Annotated in this window: 13 protein-coding genes; all 13 read left to right on the top strand. The window is 32.7% G+C overall.

Annotated elements, in window-relative coordinates; genetic code table 11:
* Positions 1-9 precede the first annotated feature (9 nt).
* The 13 genes from DFR54_RS09180 to DFR54_RS09120 all read left to right on the top strand — a co-directional run bounded on the left by DFR54_RS09180 (position 10) and on the right by DFR54_RS09120 (position 19,248).
* Entirely contained in the window at positions 10-819 is an 810-nt protein-coding gene (locus DFR54_RS09180; RefSeq protein WP_114289958.1) for an ABC transporter permease subunit, read from the top strand.
* A complete protein-coding gene (locus DFR54_RS09175) occupies positions 819-1,430 on the top strand; it encodes a TetR/AcrR family transcriptional regulator (protein WP_114289957.1) in 612 nt (203 codons plus the stop codon). Before DFR54_RS09180 ends, DFR54_RS09175 begins: the two co-directional genes overlap by 1 nt.
* A 125-nt stretch (positions 1,431-1,555) precedes the next feature.
* Entirely contained in the window at positions 1,556-2,689 is a 1,134-nt protein-coding gene (locus tag DFR54_RS09170) for an exonuclease SbcCD subunit D (RefSeq protein WP_114289956.1), read from the top strand.
* A gap of 12 nt (positions 2,690-2,701) precedes the next feature.
* Complete coding sequence (locus DFR54_RS09165) at positions 2,702-5,830, top strand: AAA family ATPase (protein WP_114289955.1); 3,129 nt, start codon at positions 2,702-2,704, stop codon at positions 5,828-5,830.
* Between the two features lie 11 nt (positions 5,831-5,841).
* Entirely contained in the window at positions 5,842-9,051 is a 3,210-nt protein-coding gene (locus tag DFR54_RS09160; RefSeq protein ID WP_114289954.1) for a DEAD/DEAH box helicase, read from the top strand.
* A gap of 44 nt (positions 9,052-9,095) precedes the next feature.
* Positions 9,096-10,811, top strand: coding sequence for an ABC transporter ATP-binding protein (locus DFR54_RS09155; protein ID WP_114289953.1), 1,716 nt, complete (start codon positions 9,096-9,098; stop codon positions 10,809-10,811).
* A gap of 137 nt (positions 10,812-10,948) precedes the next feature.
* On the top strand, positions 10,949-11,437 hold the full coding sequence (locus DFR54_RS09150; protein WP_114289952.1) for an ECF transporter S component: 489 nt from the start codon (positions 10,949-10,951) through the stop codon (positions 11,435-11,437).
* 160 nt (positions 11,438-11,597) lie between these two features.
* Entirely contained in the window at positions 11,598-12,650 is a 1,053-nt protein-coding gene (locus DFR54_RS09145; protein ID WP_114289951.1) for an aspartate-semialdehyde dehydrogenase, read from the top strand.
* A gap of 11 nt (positions 12,651-12,661) precedes the next feature.
* Positions 12,662-13,552: a 4-hydroxy-tetrahydrodipicolinate synthase gene (gene dapA, locus DFR54_RS09140; protein ID WP_086341134.1), complete on the top strand. Its 891-nt coding sequence runs from the start codon at positions 12,662-12,664 to the stop codon at positions 13,550-13,552.
* A 13-nt stretch (positions 13,553-13,565) separates the two neighbouring features.
* On the top strand, positions 13,566-15,239 hold the full coding sequence (locus DFR54_RS09135) for a ribonuclease J (RefSeq protein ID WP_114289950.1): 1,674 nt from the start codon (positions 13,566-13,568) through the stop codon (positions 15,237-15,239).
* A gap of 73 nt (positions 15,240-15,312) precedes the next feature.
* The gene (locus DFR54_RS09130; protein ID WP_114289949.1) at positions 15,313-16,725 is read left to right on the top strand and encodes an MFS transporter; all 1,413 of its coding nucleotides are present in this window, start codon (positions 15,313-15,315) and stop codon (positions 16,723-16,725) included.
* Between the two features lie 226 nt (positions 16,726-16,951).
* Positions 16,952-18,277, top strand: coding sequence for a DRTGG domain-containing protein (locus DFR54_RS09125; protein ID WP_114289948.1), 1,326 nt, complete (start codon positions 16,952-16,954; stop codon positions 18,275-18,277).
* A gap of 14 nt (positions 18,278-18,291) precedes the next feature.
* Entirely contained in the window at positions 18,292-19,248 is a 957-nt protein-coding gene (locus tag DFR54_RS09120) for a DHH family phosphoesterase (protein ID WP_086341138.1), read from the top strand.
* The last annotated feature ends 10 nt before the right edge of the window (positions 19,249-19,258 follow it).

Raw genomic sequence — 19,258 nt, 5'->3', positions numbered from 1 at the left:
TGAGCAAAGATGACTATATTTAAAATCGAGTGGCACAATAATAAAAAAAGTTTACTTGTTTGGTCGATTAGTTTAGCAGTGATTATTATTGGGTTTATGAGTATTTTTCCTTCGATGGAAAATTCTGCAATGAATGAGATGATGACAACTAAATTAGACGCTTTGCCTGAGAGTATGTTAAAGGCGTTTCATTTAAATAGTGGTCCAAGTTTAGCAGAAGTAACAGGTTTTTTTGCTTATGTATTTCAATATTTATTTATTGCTTCAAGCATATATGCCATTATTTTAGGCAATAAAATGTTAGTAAAAGAAGAAACAGAAGGGACTATTGAATTTTTATACGCTCAACCTGTTAGTAGAAAACAAATTGTTATAGAAAAACTACTTGCTTCAGTTAGTATCTTAAGCTGTTTCTGGCTAATCACTTATGTATCAAGTTTAGGAATCACTTTATTTGTTAATAAAGGAAAGCTTGCGACTGATGATGTGATGAGTGCATTATCTAAAGTGTTTGTAACAGAATTTTTTGTATTAGTTTTCTTTTTAACTTTAGGATTTGTCTTATCTAGTCTGATTAAAAGAGCAAATCTAGGTCTAGGAATGGGAATTGTTTTTATTTTTTATTTATTAGGGATAGTAGGAGATTTAAAGGAAGAGCTATCCTTTTTAAAAGACATCTCTCCAATGGCTCAAGCAGGTCCGGCAGCTCTTTTAGAAGCAGACTTTAACTGGGAATTAGTCATTATTTTATTCTTAGTCAGTGCTTTGTTAGTAGGGGCGACTCTATTTATATATGAGAGAAAGGATTTAGATATTTAATGGAAGATAAGCAGTTAGACATATTACGTGTAGCCACTGAAGAATTTGCTACTAATGGTTTTTATAAAACTAAAACTGATACTATAGCTGAAAAGGCTGGCGTTTCAAAAGGGTTGATTTTTCATTATTTTAAATCAAAGAAAAACTTATATAGTGAAGCCGTATTTACTGCAATTAGGGAATTAGAAAGATTATTTGATTACCGGGAGTTTCCTAATGACAGCTTGATTAAGTTGTTTGATTATTCCTTAAAGCGTAAATTCGAAATCGCTGAAACACATAAGTTTGAAATGAATTTAATGCTTGAGGTATATAGTCATTTAGATAACCTACCAGAAGGATTACAGCAAAAAATACTTGCTTACATTGAGACCATGAAAATTGATAGTTATGAAATGATTGCAGTGATTATTAGACAAATGCCAGTCAAAAAAGGAATTAATGAAGAAGCTGTTGTGAAGTTAATTTTAACGGTATTTAATCAAATTGAGACAGAAGCAAAACAAGAAATGGCTGGAGAGACTATCACTGATTTAGGTTTCTTTGATGAGTTGATAAAAGAAGCTAGCCAGCAAATCGAAATTTTAGAAAAAGGATTTTTAAGAGAATAGTATTGAAAGATATAGTAGCGAATTTTGCTGTTATATCTTTTTTTACTCTCAAAAGACATTAATTAAGATATAAAACTTAAAATTTTGTTATAATGGTAAGAAGACCTTTTTTAGGAGGAAGTTAAATGAAATTTTTACATACTGCTGATTGGCATATTGGTAGGAAATTAAATGGTTTTTCTTTGTTAGAGGAACAAAAGAATGCCTTTAAACAAATCATGAAGATTGCTAAAGATGAAGAAGTGGATGCTATTATTATTGCCGGAGACTTATATGACCGTTCGGTTCCTTCTGTTGAAGCAGTGGCTTTATTTAATGACATGATGTTAGAGATGAATTTAGTTTCTAAATTTCCGGTTTTAGCTATTTCAGGAAACCATGATAGTGCCACAAGACTTGATACTGGCAGTCCGTGGCTAAAAGCACAACAATTTCATTTACATACCCAACTAGAACAAGCTTTTGAGCCTGTAGAAATAAATAATACACAGTTTTTCTTATTGCCTTATTTTGAACCATTTCATGTGAGAGAATATTTTGATGACCCTAGTATCAAAGATATTCAATCAGGGATGAAATTAGTTGTTGAAAAAATGAAAACTATTTTTGACGAAAATAAAAGTCACGTTTTAGTGGGGCATTTTTTTGCAGCAGGTTCTTTAAGAAGTGAGTCGGAAACACCTGTAGAAGTTGGCGGATTAGATAGTGTCCCTCTTGAAATATTAGAAGCTTTTGATTATGTAGCATTAGGTCACCTACATGATAAAAATGCTATAAAAAAAGTTGAAACAATTCAGTATAGCGGAGCCTTATTAAAATATTCTTTATCTGAAGAAAAACAAGAGAAAGGTGTTCGTATTATTGAGTTAGATGAAACTGAATTTACAAATCATTTTATTCCAATGAAACCTTTACGTGATGTTAGAAAAATTGAAGCTTCTTTCGAAGAATTAACCTCACCTAAGTTTTATGAAGGAATGAATCGTGAAGATTACGTAGCTATTTCTTTAACAGATACTGCTATTATTCCTAATGCTCTAAATGAATTAAGAAAAATATATCCATTTATTATTAGTTTAGAAAGAGCCAATAATGAATTGAAACAACTGTCTCTAGATAAAAACAGTGAAAAAATGGCTAAGTTAAAACCAGAAGCGTTAATTGCTGATTATTTTAAAGAAGTCACAGATAAAGAATTATCAAATCAACAAAAAGAATGGCTTAATGAAGCTATTATTGAGAATAGAAAAGAGAAATAGAGGAGAGAAAAAATGCAACCAATTCGATTAGAGTTAGAAAATTTTGGCCCATATGAAGCAACAGAAATCGATTTTTCCATGTATTATGCTCATACTCTATTTTTAATTTCAGGAAAAACTGGCTCAGGAAAAACGACAATTTTTGATGGTATGATGTACGCTCTTTACGGAAAAACATCAGGCGGATTAAGAGAAGGCAAAGAGATGCGTTCAAATTTTGCGGACTCTGAAAATAAAACTAAGGTGACTTTTGAGTTTAAACAAGATAACCAAACTTATGTAATAGAAAGAGAACCAGAGCAATTAGTTAAAAAAGTGTCAGGTGAAGGCTTTAGAGAACAAAAAAATTCAGCTAGATTAACTGTTTTTGATAGTGAGAAAAATGAAATTGATCAGATTATTAAGATTTCAGAAGTTGATAAGTATATTGCTAATTTAGTAGGATTAAATAGAGAACAATTTTCTCAAATCGTGATGTTACCCCAAGGTGAATTTAGACGGTTTTTAAATGCAGATAGTAATTCAAAAGAAGTTGTTTTACGTAAACTATTCAACACTTATTTTTATCGTGATGTTGCTCAATTATTAAAGACCAAGAAAAAAGAAGAAGAAGCAAAATTTAAAGGTTTAGATCATAGTTTATCAGCTGAAATTAACCAGTTAGAGTGGGAAAATGACTGGTTAGAAAAAGCAGCAGCAGAAGAGAATTTTCAAGAATTACTTAACCTTTATGAAGAGCAACATGAAGTGTATATAACAAAAGATAAAACTAATAAAAAGCAATTAAAAATAAGCCAAGAAAAAGTAAAAGAGAATCAAGACTTACTTAATATGGCAGAAAAGTTGTTGGAACAATTTAGAGAAAAAAAACAAATTGATAACGAGTTAAATAAATTAAAACTTAAAGAAACTGAAATCAAGGAAGATAAAGAAAAAGTAAGTTTGCTTAAAAAGGCGGAAAAAATCGAATCTGTTGTAGAATCTGATGAAGCCTTAAAAGAAGAACTAAACAATCGCCAAATCAAAATAGTTGAAAATAAAGCGACTAAAAAGGAGCTGCAACAACAATTTGACGTCCTAGAAAATACACTTACTAAACTTCAATCAGATAAAGAAGCCATTCAAATAAAAGAAAAAAAACTAGACAAAATTGAAACGAGTATTCCCTTATTTGAAGAGAAAACGTTAACTGAAGAAAAATTAATCAGCTTACAAGAACAACTTGAAAAAACAAAACAAACTTATAATGAGCAATTAGAAAAACAAGCTGAGTTAGTTAAAACTAAAGTTGTTTTTACAACTAATATTTCAAAAGAATCTGAAATTTTGCAAAAAAAATCAGATACTAGAGAACATTTAAGAACTATTACAGATAGACTAGAGGAAATTGAAAGTTATGAGTTAAAAAGATTAACAACTAAAAAATTAGAAGAAGAACTAGCTAATTTAATGAAAAAATCAGCTAACAAAGAAACTGACTTAGAAAACTCAAGTCAAGCTTACCGACAATTAGAGAGTGACTGGGCCAAAGCTCAAATTGCTAAATTAAGTTTAAAACTAATTGATGGGGAACCTTGCTTAATTTGTGGCTCAACAGAACATCCTAATCCTGCTCAAAGTCATGAACTAACAGAAGAAGCTATTAATGAACTTGAAAAAAATATTGAGGTACAAGATGAATTACTTAATCAGTTAAAAGAGCAGGTAACAACGTTAAAAAACCAAGTCAGCTTTAAAGAGGATGAATTAGCTAAAAGTAAAGAACTACTAAAAGAAGAACAAGAAATATTAGTATCTTACTTTAAAGAGTTAGAAGAAACTCAGTGGTTAGAAAGAGCAAAAGAACAAGAAAACGAAATCAAAATAGAACTAAATGCATTTGATAATAAATTGACTAAAATCAGTGAGGAAAAAGAAGAGCTCATTAAACTTGAAAGAGAAGAAAACTCTCTAAAAGAAACTTTAATTCATCAAGAAACTGAAGTTAGTTCTTTAAATAATCAGTTAATTGAAGTTGAGACAATCAACCAAAATATTTTAAAACAATTACCTAGTGAGTGGAAATTATTAGATGAGATGTTAGAAGAACAAACTCGTTTAATGTCTGAAACAACTAAGTGGCATGAAGAAGTAAGGTCAACAGAAAATGCATTAACAAATCTAAAATTAGAATTAGCAACTCTTGAAACAACCATCACTAATGATTTAAAAGAACTTGAAGTTAATAAACAGAAGCAAATTTTATCAGAACAAAAGATAAATGAGTTTTTAATAGAAAATAAACTGAGCGAAAAAACATTAGAAAATCTATTAAGTGATTTGCCTCAGTTAGAAAGTTTAGAAGAAGCTATTAAAACTTATGAAAATAAACGCCATGTGTTATTAAGTAGACAAGAAGAGTTAACTAAACTGATTAAAAACCAAGAAGAACCTGTAATAGAGCCTCTTTTAGTCGAACAAGAAAGATTAATGAGTGAGTTAGAAGAAGTTAGAAATAAAACTAACATATTAGAGCTTATGATGAAAAAAAATCAAGAAATAGTAGTAAAAGTAAAACGAGAAATCGAATCTAAAAAAGAAGCTCAAGCAAGATTATTAGAGTTAACAGAACTAGCAGATATTTTATCAGGAGATGGACCAAGTAAATTAAGTATGGAGCGCTTTGTTCTACAAATGTATCTGAAAAAAATATTACAACGAGGAAATGAAAAATTAGTAACACTAACAAATGGTCGTTACCGATTTGAAATTAAAGAAGAACAAGGTTCCTCTAAAAAAGCAACAGGCTTAGAAATTAATATCTACGATGATAATGTAGGAGCGATTCGAAGTGTCAATACTTTGTCAGGTGGTGAGAGCTTTATTGCTGCTCTATCCCTTGCTTTATCATTAGCTGAAATTATTCAAGAAGAAGCAGGGGGCATTAAAATTGATGCCATGTTTATTGATGAAGGCTTTGGTTCACTAGATGAAGATGCACTAGAGATGGCTATTAGAGCTCTTGAAAATATTGAGGGTGAAGGTAGAATAATCGGCATTATCTCTCATGTTAGAGAACTAAAAGAACGTATACCGCAACAGTTACAAATTATCTCTGAAAATGGAAAAAGTAAAGTGAAGACACGACTAGAATTCGAATAGGAAGTGATAAAATGAAATGGTCAATCCCTGAAAAAGTAGTAGAAGAAGGAAGAGAATACGCTAAAGACGGTCGTGTTGTATCGATTAGTAAAAATGAAGAGCAGCAAGTTTGGTATGCAGATGTTGTTGGTTCAGAAGTATTTCATATAGAGTTAGACGGGACAGCAAAAGAAGAAGATGTGTGTCAATGCCCTTATTGGCAACAACATGGATTTTGCAAACATACAGTAGCTGTGGAGTTGGCACTAAGAAATAATGGGCAGAATAGATATATTAAAAAGCAAGTGAATACCCAAAAAGCCTATCAACCACCAACACACGCTGATATTTTTTCAAAAAGCTTTGAGAGATTTCAAGAAGCTGAAACTGAAAAAACATTAGTAACAAGCGATCCTTTAAAGATTGAATTTAACATTGATGTGGTTGAAACCCTATCCTTTCATCCAGAACAATCGGTAATAGGTGTTTCGTTAAAAATAGGAAGTCGCTTTCCAGGTAGTAAAACTTATGTCGTCAAAAATATTTTAGATTTTTTAGATAGTTATGAGAAGAAAAATAATTATAAGCTAACTGATAAAAGCTATAAAATTGGTGATAACTCATTTACTCAAAGAGATACATTTTTATTAGAAGAATTACTCAAAGTTAGAGATTCACAAGAATTAGTGGACCAAGTTAGTGTTCAACAAAAAGGAAAGATTAATCGCAGGTATTTAATTTTAAATAGCCGAGTAACCAAATTATTTGTCTCAGAATTGATGCAAACGGATCGCTTAGTTTTTAATACACCAGAGGATAAAAAGCAAACTATTATTTTTAAAAAGGAAAAATTACCAATTGATATTAAGGTAATACCAGTTGGAACAAGTGATTATAAACTAGTAATCGAAGACTCTTTAGAGATGTACTTAGAAAAATATCAATGGGCAATTGGTAAACATTCTATCTATGAGTTAACAAAGGAACAAGCTGATAGATATGAATTGTTACTACAATTATTAAAACGCTTAGAAGAGCCAGAAGTTCTTTTTACCAAAAATAATGTTGGGGAATTATTCTCTTATATTTTACCTAATCTAGACGCCATCGCTCGAATTTTTGTTTCAGATGATTTACAAAGTGAAATGATTCGAGTGCCCCTTAGAACAAAAATTTGGATGGAAGAGGATGGGGGACAGTTAACTGCTAGAGTTGATTATGTTTATGGAGATGTTATTTTTTCAAGTAATAGTGAGTATACAACTGACACAGGCAAAGAATCTCATGTCATTAGAAATCAAGTGCAAGAAAAACGTATTGAGAAATTGTTACAACATTTTGGCTATGCAAAAAGGCAGCACGCATTTATTAAAATGTTACCGAAAGAGCAAGAATTGTATTCTTTTATTCGTGAAGAAGTACCGACTATTAGAAAATATGCTGAAGTTGGCATTGCACCAAATATTGGCAATCTATTTTTAAATACAATAGACTACCAACCAAAAGTAAGTATTCAAGAAGATGGTTCTTGGCTAGATATTAAATTTGATATTTCAAATATTGAAGAATCTGAAATTAATGATGTCTTAGTTAGTTTAATGAAACAACAAGATTACCATCAATTAAAAAGCGGTCAATTATTATTCTTAGATGAGCAAGGTTTTAGAGAAACAAGCACAGTCTTGCAACAACTAAGAGGGGATATCAAAGTAAGAAAAGGAAAATTAGAAGTCCCTAGATATCGCGGGTTAATAGTGAATCATGCTTTATCAGAAATGTCTGATGTGGAAACAACAGATAAATTCAATACAATGGTTCATGACTTAACACATCCTAATGATTTTAAAGTTTCTTTACCAAAAGGCTTAAATGCTAGTTTAAGGGAATATCAAGTAACAGGATTTAAATGGTTGAAGATGTTAAGTCACTATCAATTTGGTGGTGTTTTAGCTGACGATATGGGACTTGGGAAAACTATTCAAACTATTACTTACTTGTTATCTGAAAAAGAAGAAGGTAAGCTAACAAGTCCCTCGTTAATTGTTGCTCCAGCAAGTTTATTATATAACTGGCAAATTGAAATTGAAAAATTTGCACCAAGTTTAAAAGTAGCTGTTGTGATTGGTAGTAAATTAGAGCGTGAAGAAATAGTTGAGGCTCATAAAGATGTGGATATTTTAGTGACCTCATACGCAACCTTAAGACAAGATTTTGATATTTACAACGAGCAAACTTTCCATAGTTTAATCTTAGATGAAGCGCAAATGATAAAAAATGCAGCAACTAAGACTTTTCAAACCATAGAAACATTAAAAGCAGACCACTATTTCGCCTTAAGTGGAACGCCGATTGAAAATAAATTAGAAGAATTATGGTCATTATTTAGAATTTTAATGCCAGGTTTTTTCCCACCCTTAAGACGATTTAAGCAACTGCCAACAGAAAGTATTGCTATGATGATTCAACCATTTGTTTTAAGACGTGAGAAGAAACAAGTCCTTAAAGATTTACCAGATAAGATTGAGACAGACCTTTACAGTCATTTAACAGAAGAGCAAAAAACTGTGTACGTAGCTCACTTAAGACAGATGCAAAAAAGTTTAGTTGGTATGTCCAAAAAGGAATTAAATCAAAATCGGATTTCGATTTTAGCTGGCTTAACTAGACTAAGACAAATCTGTTGTCATCCTAAGTTATTTATTGAGGATTATGAAGGAGACTCTGGAAAACTGATTCAAGCTTTAGATATTATTCAGACAGCTAAATCAAATGGTCGACGAATTTTATTATTCTCTCAATTTACAGGAATGCTTGATATTCTAGAAGAAGAGTTGGCTAAAAAAGAAATCTCAACCTTTTATTTAAGAGGAAGTACGCCAATTAGTAAACGTCAAGAGATGGTTGATCGATTCAACCGTGGTGATAAAGACGTCTTCTTAATTTCCTTAAAAGCTGGGGGGACTGGACTTAACTTAACTGGAGCAGATACAGTTATTCTTTATGATTTGTGGTGGAATCCAGCAGTTGAAGACCAAGCAACAGGACGAGCTCATCGTATGGGCCAAAAGAAAAAAGTCGAGGTCTGGCGTCTGATTTCTGAAGGAACAGTTGAAGAAAAAATGAACAGACTACAGACAGAGAAAAAAGAATTGTTCCAACAAGTCTTGAACTCAGAAGATGTGAAAGAATTAAGTAAAATGACTATTGAAGATATACAAGATATATTAGATGTGGGTCTGTAAAAAACTAGTATCATATTTTTATAGTTATATTTGGAGGGAATGGGTTGTTAAAACGTTTTTTTGCATATTATAAGCCTTATAAGGCTTTATTTATATTAGATTTTACTTGTGCTGTTATCGCCGCACTTTTAGAGCTAAGTTTTCCGGTAATTGTTAATCAGGTGATTGATAAAATTATGCCTAAAGAAAATCTAAGATTAATTTTTATGGTGAGTATTTTGCTTTTATTCTTTTATATGGTGAATACAGCCTTGCAATATATTGTTGTTTATTTTGGTCATAAGTTAGGTGCCAATATTGAAACAGACATGAGAGATGAGTTATTTGCTCATTTTCAAAAACAGCCTTTTGAGTTTTATGACAATCAAAAGACTGGTAAATTAATGACTCGATTAACAACAGATTTATTTGAAATTTCAGAACTTGCTCATCATGGGCCAGAAGATGTATTTATTACGATTATGACTTTAGTAGGTTCTTTTCTTTTAATGTTTAATATTCATCCGCAGTTAGCTCTTGCAACAGCTATTATGGTACCTTTTATTACAGTAGCTCTTGCTTACTTTAACAAACGCATGACAAAGGTTAACACACAAATTTATGAAAATTTAGGAGAGTTTAACGCAGGAATAGAAGCTAGTGTTAGTGGTATTCGTGTAACTCAGGCTTTTGCCAATGAAGACTTTGAAAAAAAACGATTTGGTAAGTTAAATCAATTATACCGTCAATCTAAATTGGCTTTTTATAAAACAATGGCTCTAAGTTCTTCATATAACTATTTATTAATTCGTTTGATTAGTTTGTTTGCTCTTTTATTTGGCTCATACTATACAATCAAAGGTGACATTACTAATGGTAACTTCGTTGGTTTTATTCTGTTATCAAATGTATTTGCTCGTCCAATTGAAAAAATTAATACGATGTTAGAAAGTTATCCGAAAGGTTTTGCTGGTTTCAGACGATTAACAGATGAACTAGATAAAACACCAAGTATCCAAAATTCAGAGAATGCTATTGATGTCCCTGCTCTAAAAGGTGATATTACTTATAATAATGTTGATTTTTCTTATAGTGATGGAACAAAGGTGTTAGATCAGTTGTCTTTAACTATTAATCAAGGTGAGACCGTTGCTTTTGTTGGGCCAAGTGGTGCTGGGAAAACAACCCTTTGTCATTTACTACCTCGTTTTTATGAGATTGAGTCTGGTGAGATTACAGTTGATGGTATGAATATCCAAGATTTAACCATGAATTCTTTAAGAAAACAAATTGGAATTGTTCAACAAGATGTCTTTTTATTCCCAGGTACAATTAGAGAAAATATTGCTTATGGTAAATTAGGAGCTAGTGAGGAAGATATTGAAGTTGCGGTAAAATTAGCTCATTTAAATCAAGTGATTAATAATATGCCAGAAGGACTAGATACAGTCATTGGTGAACGTGGTGTGAAATTATCTGGTGGTCAAAAGCAACGTGTGGCTATCGCTCGTATGTTCCTTAAAAATCCGCCAATTCTTATTTTAGATGAGGCTACATCAGCTCTTGATACGGAGACTGAAAATGTAATTCAAGAATCATTAATGTCATTATCTGAGGGTAGAACTACTTTAATGATTGCCCACCGTTTAGCTACCATTAAACAAGCAACACGTATTATTGTAGTTAACGAAGAGGGCATTGCTGAGGATGGGACTCATGAGGAGTTAATGGCTCAAGCTGGTGCTTATAAACGTTTGTATGATGCTCAGTTTAGAGATTAAGTCATTTTAAATAAAGGTGTGTAATGAAAGTAGTTTTGAAAAATTCTATTTTTATTACAACCTTTTTTATTTTTCTATGTATAATCACTTTATTTTAAGGTAAGATAAGATAACGCAATAATTTTGGGGGATTTTTTATGAAGATTGTTAAAGATAAATTTGCTTTACTAGCTATGTTAACGGCACTAACAACTGTTTTAGCTTTGACTTTTATATTTCCTGTTCCAATGACTAAAGGCTACGTGAATCTATTGGAAGTCGGCATTTATACTACTGCTATGCTTTTAGGTGGCCCAGCAGGTATGATTGTTGGAGGAATTAGTGGTGGAATGCTTGATTTATTATTAGGTTATCCGCAGTGGATTATTTTTTCAGTCGTTATTCACGGTGGGCAGGGCTATCTTGCTGGAAAATGGTCAGGTAGTAAAGATACTAAAACTAGAATTCTATTTTTAGTTGTGGCATCTATATTTATGGTTGTGGGTTATTTCTTTGCAACAAGTTTTCTTTATGGGAATGTAGCAGGAGTTGCGTCAATCATTGGTAATATTATTCAAAATGCTTTTGGAATGGTTGTGTCTATGCTTTTAGTGAAAGTTTTAGACCGTATGGATTTAATAAAATAGTTTGTGTTTAAGAGGATTGTGACTGAAATAAGTCACAGTCCTTTATTTACACAGAAAAGGGTATTTCAGAAGCTGAACATTTCTGTTACAACACCTTTTTTTGTGCTAAAATAAAACTTAAGTATAATCGGGAAATTGTGTAAAAATGGAGGAATGTTATATGTCGGGATATACAGTTGCAGTTGTCGGTGCTACGGGAGCAGTGGGGACTAAAATGAAAGAAATGTTAGAGTCTAGTACTCTGCCAATAAAAGGGATTAAATTTTTAGCATCAAAGCGCTCTGCTGGAAAAGAGATAACTTTCAAAGAAGAGACGTACATCATTGAGGAATTGACGTCTGAGGCGTTTTTAGGCACTGACATCGCTTTATTTAGTGCTGGAGGGTCTATATCTCAAGAGTTCGCTCCAGAGGCTGTAAAACGAGGCTGTGTGGTTATTGATAATACAAGTGCTTTTCGAATGGATGAGGAAGTACCTTTAGTAGTTCCAGAAGTAAACCCTCATCATTTAAATGACCATAAAGGCATTATTGCTAATCCAAATTGTTCAACTATTCAAATGATGGTGGCTTTAGAGCCATTAAGGCAAGCTTACGGTTTAAATCGCATCATTGTATCAACCTATCAAGCTGTTAGTGGTGCTGGTGTTTCAGCGATTAATGAATTAAAACAACAAGCAACAGATATGTTAGCAGGTAAAGAAGAAATCGAAGCTAATATTTTACCTTGTTCAGGGGATAAAAAACATTATCCACTAGCTTTTAATGCCTTACCTCAAATTGATGTTTTTGGTGAAGATGGTTACACACAAGAAGAGTGGAAAATGATTAATGAAACTAAAAAAATCATGTCAGATGAAAGTATGAGTGTCAGTGCTACATGTGTTCGTGTTCCTGTGATGTCAGGTCACTCAGAATCTATTTATATTGAGCTTGAAAAAGAAGGTGTGAAAGTATCTGATATTCAAGAGATTTTAAAAACGTCTCATGGTATTGTATTAGAAGATAATCCAAAGGAACAGCTTTATCCTCAACCCTTAACAGCAGTAGGCAAAAAGGAAGTCTTTGTTGGGCGTATTCGTCGTGATTTAGATGTGTCTACTGGATTTCATATGTGGGTCGTCTCAGATAATTTACTAAAAGGAGCAGCATGGAATTCAGTTCAGATTGCTGAGAAACTCCATGAAATGAATTTAGTGAAAGTATCTAGATAGGAGAGATAGAGATGACTAAAAAAATAAATCAAGCAAGTATTTTAACAGCTATGATTACTCCTTTTGATAAAAAAGGTGCTTTAGCTATGGAAAAAGTATCTGATGTGGTAAATTATTTATTAGAGCATCATACAGAAGGTATTGTGGTTGGTGGGACAACCGGTGAATCTCCCACCTTATCTGAAGAAGAAAAAATAGACTTATACAAGGAAACGATTCGCGTAGTTGCTGGGCGAGTGCCTGTTATTTGTGGTGTTGGAAGTAACGATACAAGAGCTTCCATTTCTTTTATTAAAAAAGTTGCCCAATTAGAAGGAGTAGCAGCAGGACTATGTGTCGTACCTTTCTATAATAAACCTAGTCAAGAAGGTTTATATCAACATTTTAAAGCATTGTCTGAGGCAAGTGACTTACCAATTATTTTATATAATGTGCCAGGTAGAACAGGTGTTAATATGAGTGTTGAAACAACTTTAAGATTAGAGAAATTACCAAATATTATTGGAACAAAAGAGTGTCAAGGGTTAGAAGCTTTCACGCAAATTGTCAAAAATGTCTCAGATGATTTTCTTGTTTATTCAGGAGAAGATCATCTAGCTTTACCATGTAAATTAATTGGTGGAGCAGGGATTATATCTGTGTCTTCTCATATTGTAGGAGACAAAATGTATGAGATGTATCAAGCTTTAGAAAACAAAGAAATTGAAGAAGCAGCAACTATTCATCAGGAATTAAATCCAGTGTTTGATGCTGTCTTCTCAGCGCCATCACCTGCCCCAGTAAAAGCTATTTACAATGAATGGGGATTAGATGTAGGCGAGCCAAGATTACCTCTTGTTTCATGTAATACTGAAGAAATAGTAAGAATAATGACTGAAATCAATCAAGTCGTAAAAAAATAAAGAGGTGGAAAGAGTGAGTCAAATAAAAATAGTCCCTCTAGGTGGCGTTAGAGAAAATGGAAAAAGTATCTACGTTGTAGAACTAGAGAAGGAAATCTTTGTATTAGACTGTGGTTTAAAATACCCAGAAAATGAGCAATTAGGAATTGATATGGTTATTCCAGATTTCTCATATCTTTTAGAAAATAAAGATAAAATTGCTGGAGTATTCTTAAGTCATGGACATGCTGATGCAATTGGAGCGCTACCTTATTTACTAGAGAACGTATCAGTTCCAGTATTTGGTACAGAGCTAACAACTGAATTAGCAAAAATTAATGTAAAAAATTATGCTAATACGAAAGATTTCAATGAATTTCATGTAGTAGATGAGTTCACTGAAATTGATTTTGGAAGTGCTGTGATTAGTTTCTTTAGAACAACACACACAATCCCAGATTCAATCGGAATTTCAATTAAAACAGCAGAAGGTAATATTGTTTATACAGGAGATTTTAAATTTGATCAAAGTGCATCAGCTCCTTATGCAACAGATTTTGCTCGTTTAGCTGAAATTGGAAAAGACGGTGTCTTTGCTTTATTAAGTGATTCAAGTAACGCTGAAAATTCATCATTAATCGCTTCAGAAAACCAAGTGGCAGAAGAAGTATATGATACTATTCGCTACTGGGATGGACGTATTATTGTTGCTAGTGTGGCAAGTAATATCCAACGTGTTCAACAAATTTTTGATGCAGCAGACAAAGCAGAGCGCTTTGTTGTTCTAACAGGAAAAGACGCTGAACAAATCGTTAAAACAGCTATTCGTTTAGGTAAATTAACATTACCAAATGAAGAGTTATTAATTACTGAAAAAGAAATGAAGAACAAACGTCCAGATCAAATTATTATTTTAGAAACAGGACGTATGGGTGAGCCGTTACAATCTCTACAAAAAATGGCAAGTCGTCGTCATAAAACCATTAATATTGAAGAAGGAGATTTAATCTATATCACAACAACTCCTTCTATTTCAATCGAAACAACAATGGCTAAAACTGAAGACATGATTTACCGTGCAGGTGGAACAGTTAAGACTATTTCCGATAATCTTTACGTATCAGGTCATGGTAATCAAAATGATCTTAAATTAATGCTTAACTTAATGAAACCTAAGTACTTTATTCCTGTTCAAGGTGAATATCGTTTATTAGCAGCCCATGCCGATTTAGCTCATGAAGTTGGAATGAGTTACCAAGATATCTTTATTACAGGTCGTGGGGATATTTTAGAGTTTGAAAAAGGACGCTTACGTATGACTGGTACAACAGATGCTGAAAACATTTTAATCGATGGATTAGGTGTAGGAGATGTTGGAAATATTGTTTTAAGAGATCGTAAAATATTATCTCAAGATGGTATTTTTATCGCTGTTGTAACGATTAATCGTCGTGCTAAAAAAATCATTTCAAAACCAAGAATTACATCAAAAGGTTTTGTTTACATGAAAACAAGCACAGATTTAATGACTGAAAGTGCTAATATTGTTGAAACTGTTGTCTTAGAAAATCTAGAGAAACAAGATTTCGATTGGGGCGTTTTAAAACAAGAAATTAGAGAACAACTAAGTCGTTATCTATACGATCAAACGAAAAGAAGACCAGTGATTTTACCTGTTATCATGGAATCTAGTCAAAAAAGAAAATAGTAATATATTTATTTGTAGGTTGGCGCATCAAAGCTGACCTACATTTATTTTGTAAATAAGGAGAAAGTATAAAATGAATCAAGAAAAAACATTGAAATACCGATGGTTCAGTTTAGCTGCTGTTGGTTTATTTACTTTTATGTCTACCTTAGATGGTAGTATTGTTAATATTGCTTTACCTGTTATTTCAGAAGATTTAGGTGTTGCAATGAACTTATCCGAGTGGATTGTTTCCATTTATTTAATGGCAATTTGTGTGTTCTTACTGTTTTTTGGAAAAGTTGGAGATAGTATTGGAAAAATAAAAGTCTTTAAAATTGGGACAATTGTTTTCATTATTGGCTCGTTTCTTTGTGGTATTCCAGGGAGTTTGCCTCTTTTACTTGTCTCTCGTGTGGTTCAAGCAATTGGTGCTAGTATGACCATGGCTACAAGTAATGGAATAATTACTGAAATATTTCCTATTGAAGAACGTGGTCGTGCTTTAGGATTAATTGGCTCTTTTGTTTCTTTAGGTGCTATTGCAGGTCCTGGTATTGGGGGAGTAATTCTTTCCCATTTTGGTTGGTCGTATATTTTTTGGATTAATGTTCCTGTTGGTATTATTACGTTACTATTTGGCTGGTACTTCCTGCCAAAACAAGAAATTAAGTCTGGTGAGAGTATTGACTTTGTAGGCTTTATTTTATTTGCATTGTTTATTCTGTTATTCTTTGGTGGCGTGTTTGTGGGGCAAGAAATTGGTTTTCGTGAACCAATTATCTGGGGCATGATTATAGTTTCTTTAATTTCTTTATATGTCTTTTATAGATATGAAACGACTCATGAGAAACCATTAGTCCATTTTAGCTTATTTAGTAATAAGACGTTTACTGTTAGTTTACTAACTGCAACAATGATCTTTGTAACTAACTTTTTTGCGAATGTGGTTAATCCCTTTTATCTGCAAAATGTTTTAGGACTTGAAGCTAATATTGCGGGTTTATTAATGATGGTTTTCCCACTTGTTATGGTAGTAGGAGCTCCTTTAAGTGGTTATCTGACAGATAAAAAGGGTCCTTATTTAATAACTCTGATTGGGTTAATCTTATTAACAACTGGTCAAATAGGTTATTTAATTTTAGGTGAGGGGTCTCCAATTATTTTATTCTTACTTATTATGTCTTTAGTAGGTGCTGGAAACGCGATGTTCCAAGCGCCAAACAATACGATTATTATGTCCAGTGTACCTAAAACAGAATACGGTGTGGCTGGAAGTATGAATGCTTTAGCAAGAAATTTCGGTATGGTAGTCGGTATTTCGATTTCAACAACTATTTTGTATCAATCTATGAGTTTCAAAATGGGCGAGCGAGTAGTTGGTTTTATAGAAGGCAGACCAGATGTGTTTGTTTACGGAATGCACATTACTTATATCTTATCATTTAGTATTTGTTTACTTGCAACAGTGATGACAGCTTGGCGTTTTTATAAAAGAGAAAAATAATGGCATACTTAAAAACTGAAGGGAATTCTTTCAGTTTTTTTTATTGTCAAACTTGTGATAAAAATAAAGTTTTTTATCTATTTTAGTCATTAAAAGAACTGTTATAATCGTGTGAATTTATTTTAAGGCAAAATCATGATAGAATGTTAATTAGTTAATACTTCGTGGATTGAAACAGTGTGTTCAAACTATAGCAAGATAAAGAAGAAAGAATTAGGTGAAAACAATGGCAGTTACAAAACATGATCAAATTCTTGAATACATAGAAACACTACCAGTAGGTGAAAAGATTTCTGTTCGAGGAATTGCCAAAGCTCTTTCAGTTAGTGAAGGGACTGCTTATCGAGCAATAAAAGAAGCTGAAAATATTGGTTTAGTTTCAACGATTCAACGTGTTGGAACTATTAGAATTGAGAAAAAAGTGAAAGAAAATATTGAAAGACTCACCTTTGGAGAAGTCTCTAAAATTATTGAAGGTGATATTTTAGCAGGCCGAAAAGGATTAGATAAAGTTCTTAAAAAATTCATTATTGGTGCTATGACAGAAGAAAATATGTTGCGCTACATTACATCAGGTTCTTTAATGATTGTCGGAGATAGGACTGGGGTTCAACGCCTAGCTCTTGAGAATGGAGCAGCAGTTCTATTAACAGGTGGTTTTGATGTCTCTGAAGATATTTTATCTTTAGCAGATGAAGTAGAGATGCCGATTATTAGAACAACTTATGACACCTTTACTGTTGCGACAACCATTAACCGTGCCATTAGTGACCAAATGATTAAAAAAGATATTATGACGGTTAAGGATATTGAAACACCTTTTGAAAAAACCTATTACTTGAATGTAAAAGATACAGTGGAAGATTATCAAAAATTAACAGAAATAAGTGGCTTTTCACGTTTTCCAGTTATTAATAAAACAAATCGTTTAATGGGAATTATCACTTCAAAAGATGTGGTTAATAAAGCGTTAACTCAACCAATTGAAAAATTAATGACTAAAGACCCTAGAAAAGCTAAACAACACATGAGTGTGGCAAGTATTGGGCATCAGATGATTTGGGATGGTTTAGAGATTGTTCCAGTTGTCGAGGATGATTTAACTTTAATTGGAATTGTTTCAAGAAGAGATGTGATGAAAGCTATGCAATTAGCTCAAAGACAACCTCAAGTTTCAAATACTTTATCAGATTTAATTACAGATGAAGTGATTGAAAAAGAAGGAAAAGGTGAAGATGGTTTGCCAGAATTTTCATTTGTTGTCACACCTCAAATGGTTAATAATATGGGGACAGTTTCTTTTGGTGTTTTAAACCAAGTTATTTCAAAAGTAGCTCAAAGAACTTTGACTGTAAAATATCACTACAATTCAGTGATTGAGCAAATGAGTTTGTATTATTTTAAATTAATTCAAATTGATAGTGAAATTGAGTTCAAGTCACGAATCATTGAAGTAGGCAGACGTTCTGCTAAAATAGATATTGAAGTCTTTATTGATAATGTAGTTGTGGCTAAGGCGATGACTGTTTGTCAGTTAATGGAGCAAGCTTAGGAGGAAGTAAGTTAATGAGTGGTATAACAAAAGAAATTCTAGAGACAATAAAAAAATATCCTAGAATAATGATTCATCGTCATCAAAGCCCAGATATGGATGCACTTGGTTCTCAAGGGGGACTTGCTGAAATCTTAAAAGCATCATTTCCAGAAAAAGAAATATATGTAGTTGGTGGAGATGTCAATCAATTATCTTATTTAATTGAAATGGATGAAGTCACTGATGAAATGTATGAGGGAGCTTTAGTGATTGCAACTGATACAGCTAATGAACCTCGTATAAGTGGAGAGCAGTACAAATTAGGTGATTTACTAATTAAAATGGATCACCATCCAGATGACGAGCCATACGGGGATTTATCATGGGTTAATACAGAGGCTAGTAGTGCGAGTGAAGTGATTTATGATTTTTATGCTGAATTTGATAAAGAACTAGTCATGACAACAGAAGCAGCTCGTCTTTTATATGCTGGAATTATTGGGGACACTGGGCGTTTTAAATACCCAGCAACAACAAGTCACACTCTTTATGTTGCGAGTAAATTAAGAGAATTTGATTTTGATGTAGCCGAATTAAACCGTGAAATGACAGAGATGCCAGAAAATGTCTTACGATTATCAGGTTATGTTATGGAAAATGTTGTAGTTGATGAAAACGGTGCGGGAATGGTTTTACTGTCTCAAGAAGTGTTGGACCGTTTTGGTGTGGTAGATTCAGAAACACCAGCGATTATTCCAATTCCTGGAAAAGTGAAAGGGATGAAAGCTTGGGGGATTTTTGTTGCTCAACCTGAAGGCTTTTACCGTGTAAGATTACGTTCGAAAGGCCCAATTATTAATACAATTGCCAAACGTCATCATGGCGGAGGGCATCCTTTAGCAAGTGGTGCCAATGCAAGTAACTTAGATGAAGTTGCTGAAATCTATAAAGAAATCCAAGATTTAGTAGCAGATTATGTGAATAAATAAAAAGGATAGT

It is taken from the genome of Vagococcus fluvialis (assembly GCF_003337315.1).
GTDB lineage: Bacteria > Bacillota > Bacilli > Lactobacillales > Vagococcaceae > Vagococcus > Vagococcus fluvialis.
Note: the sequence above shows the minus strand (reverse complement) of the source record. Positions and strands in the feature narration are given on the sequence as shown.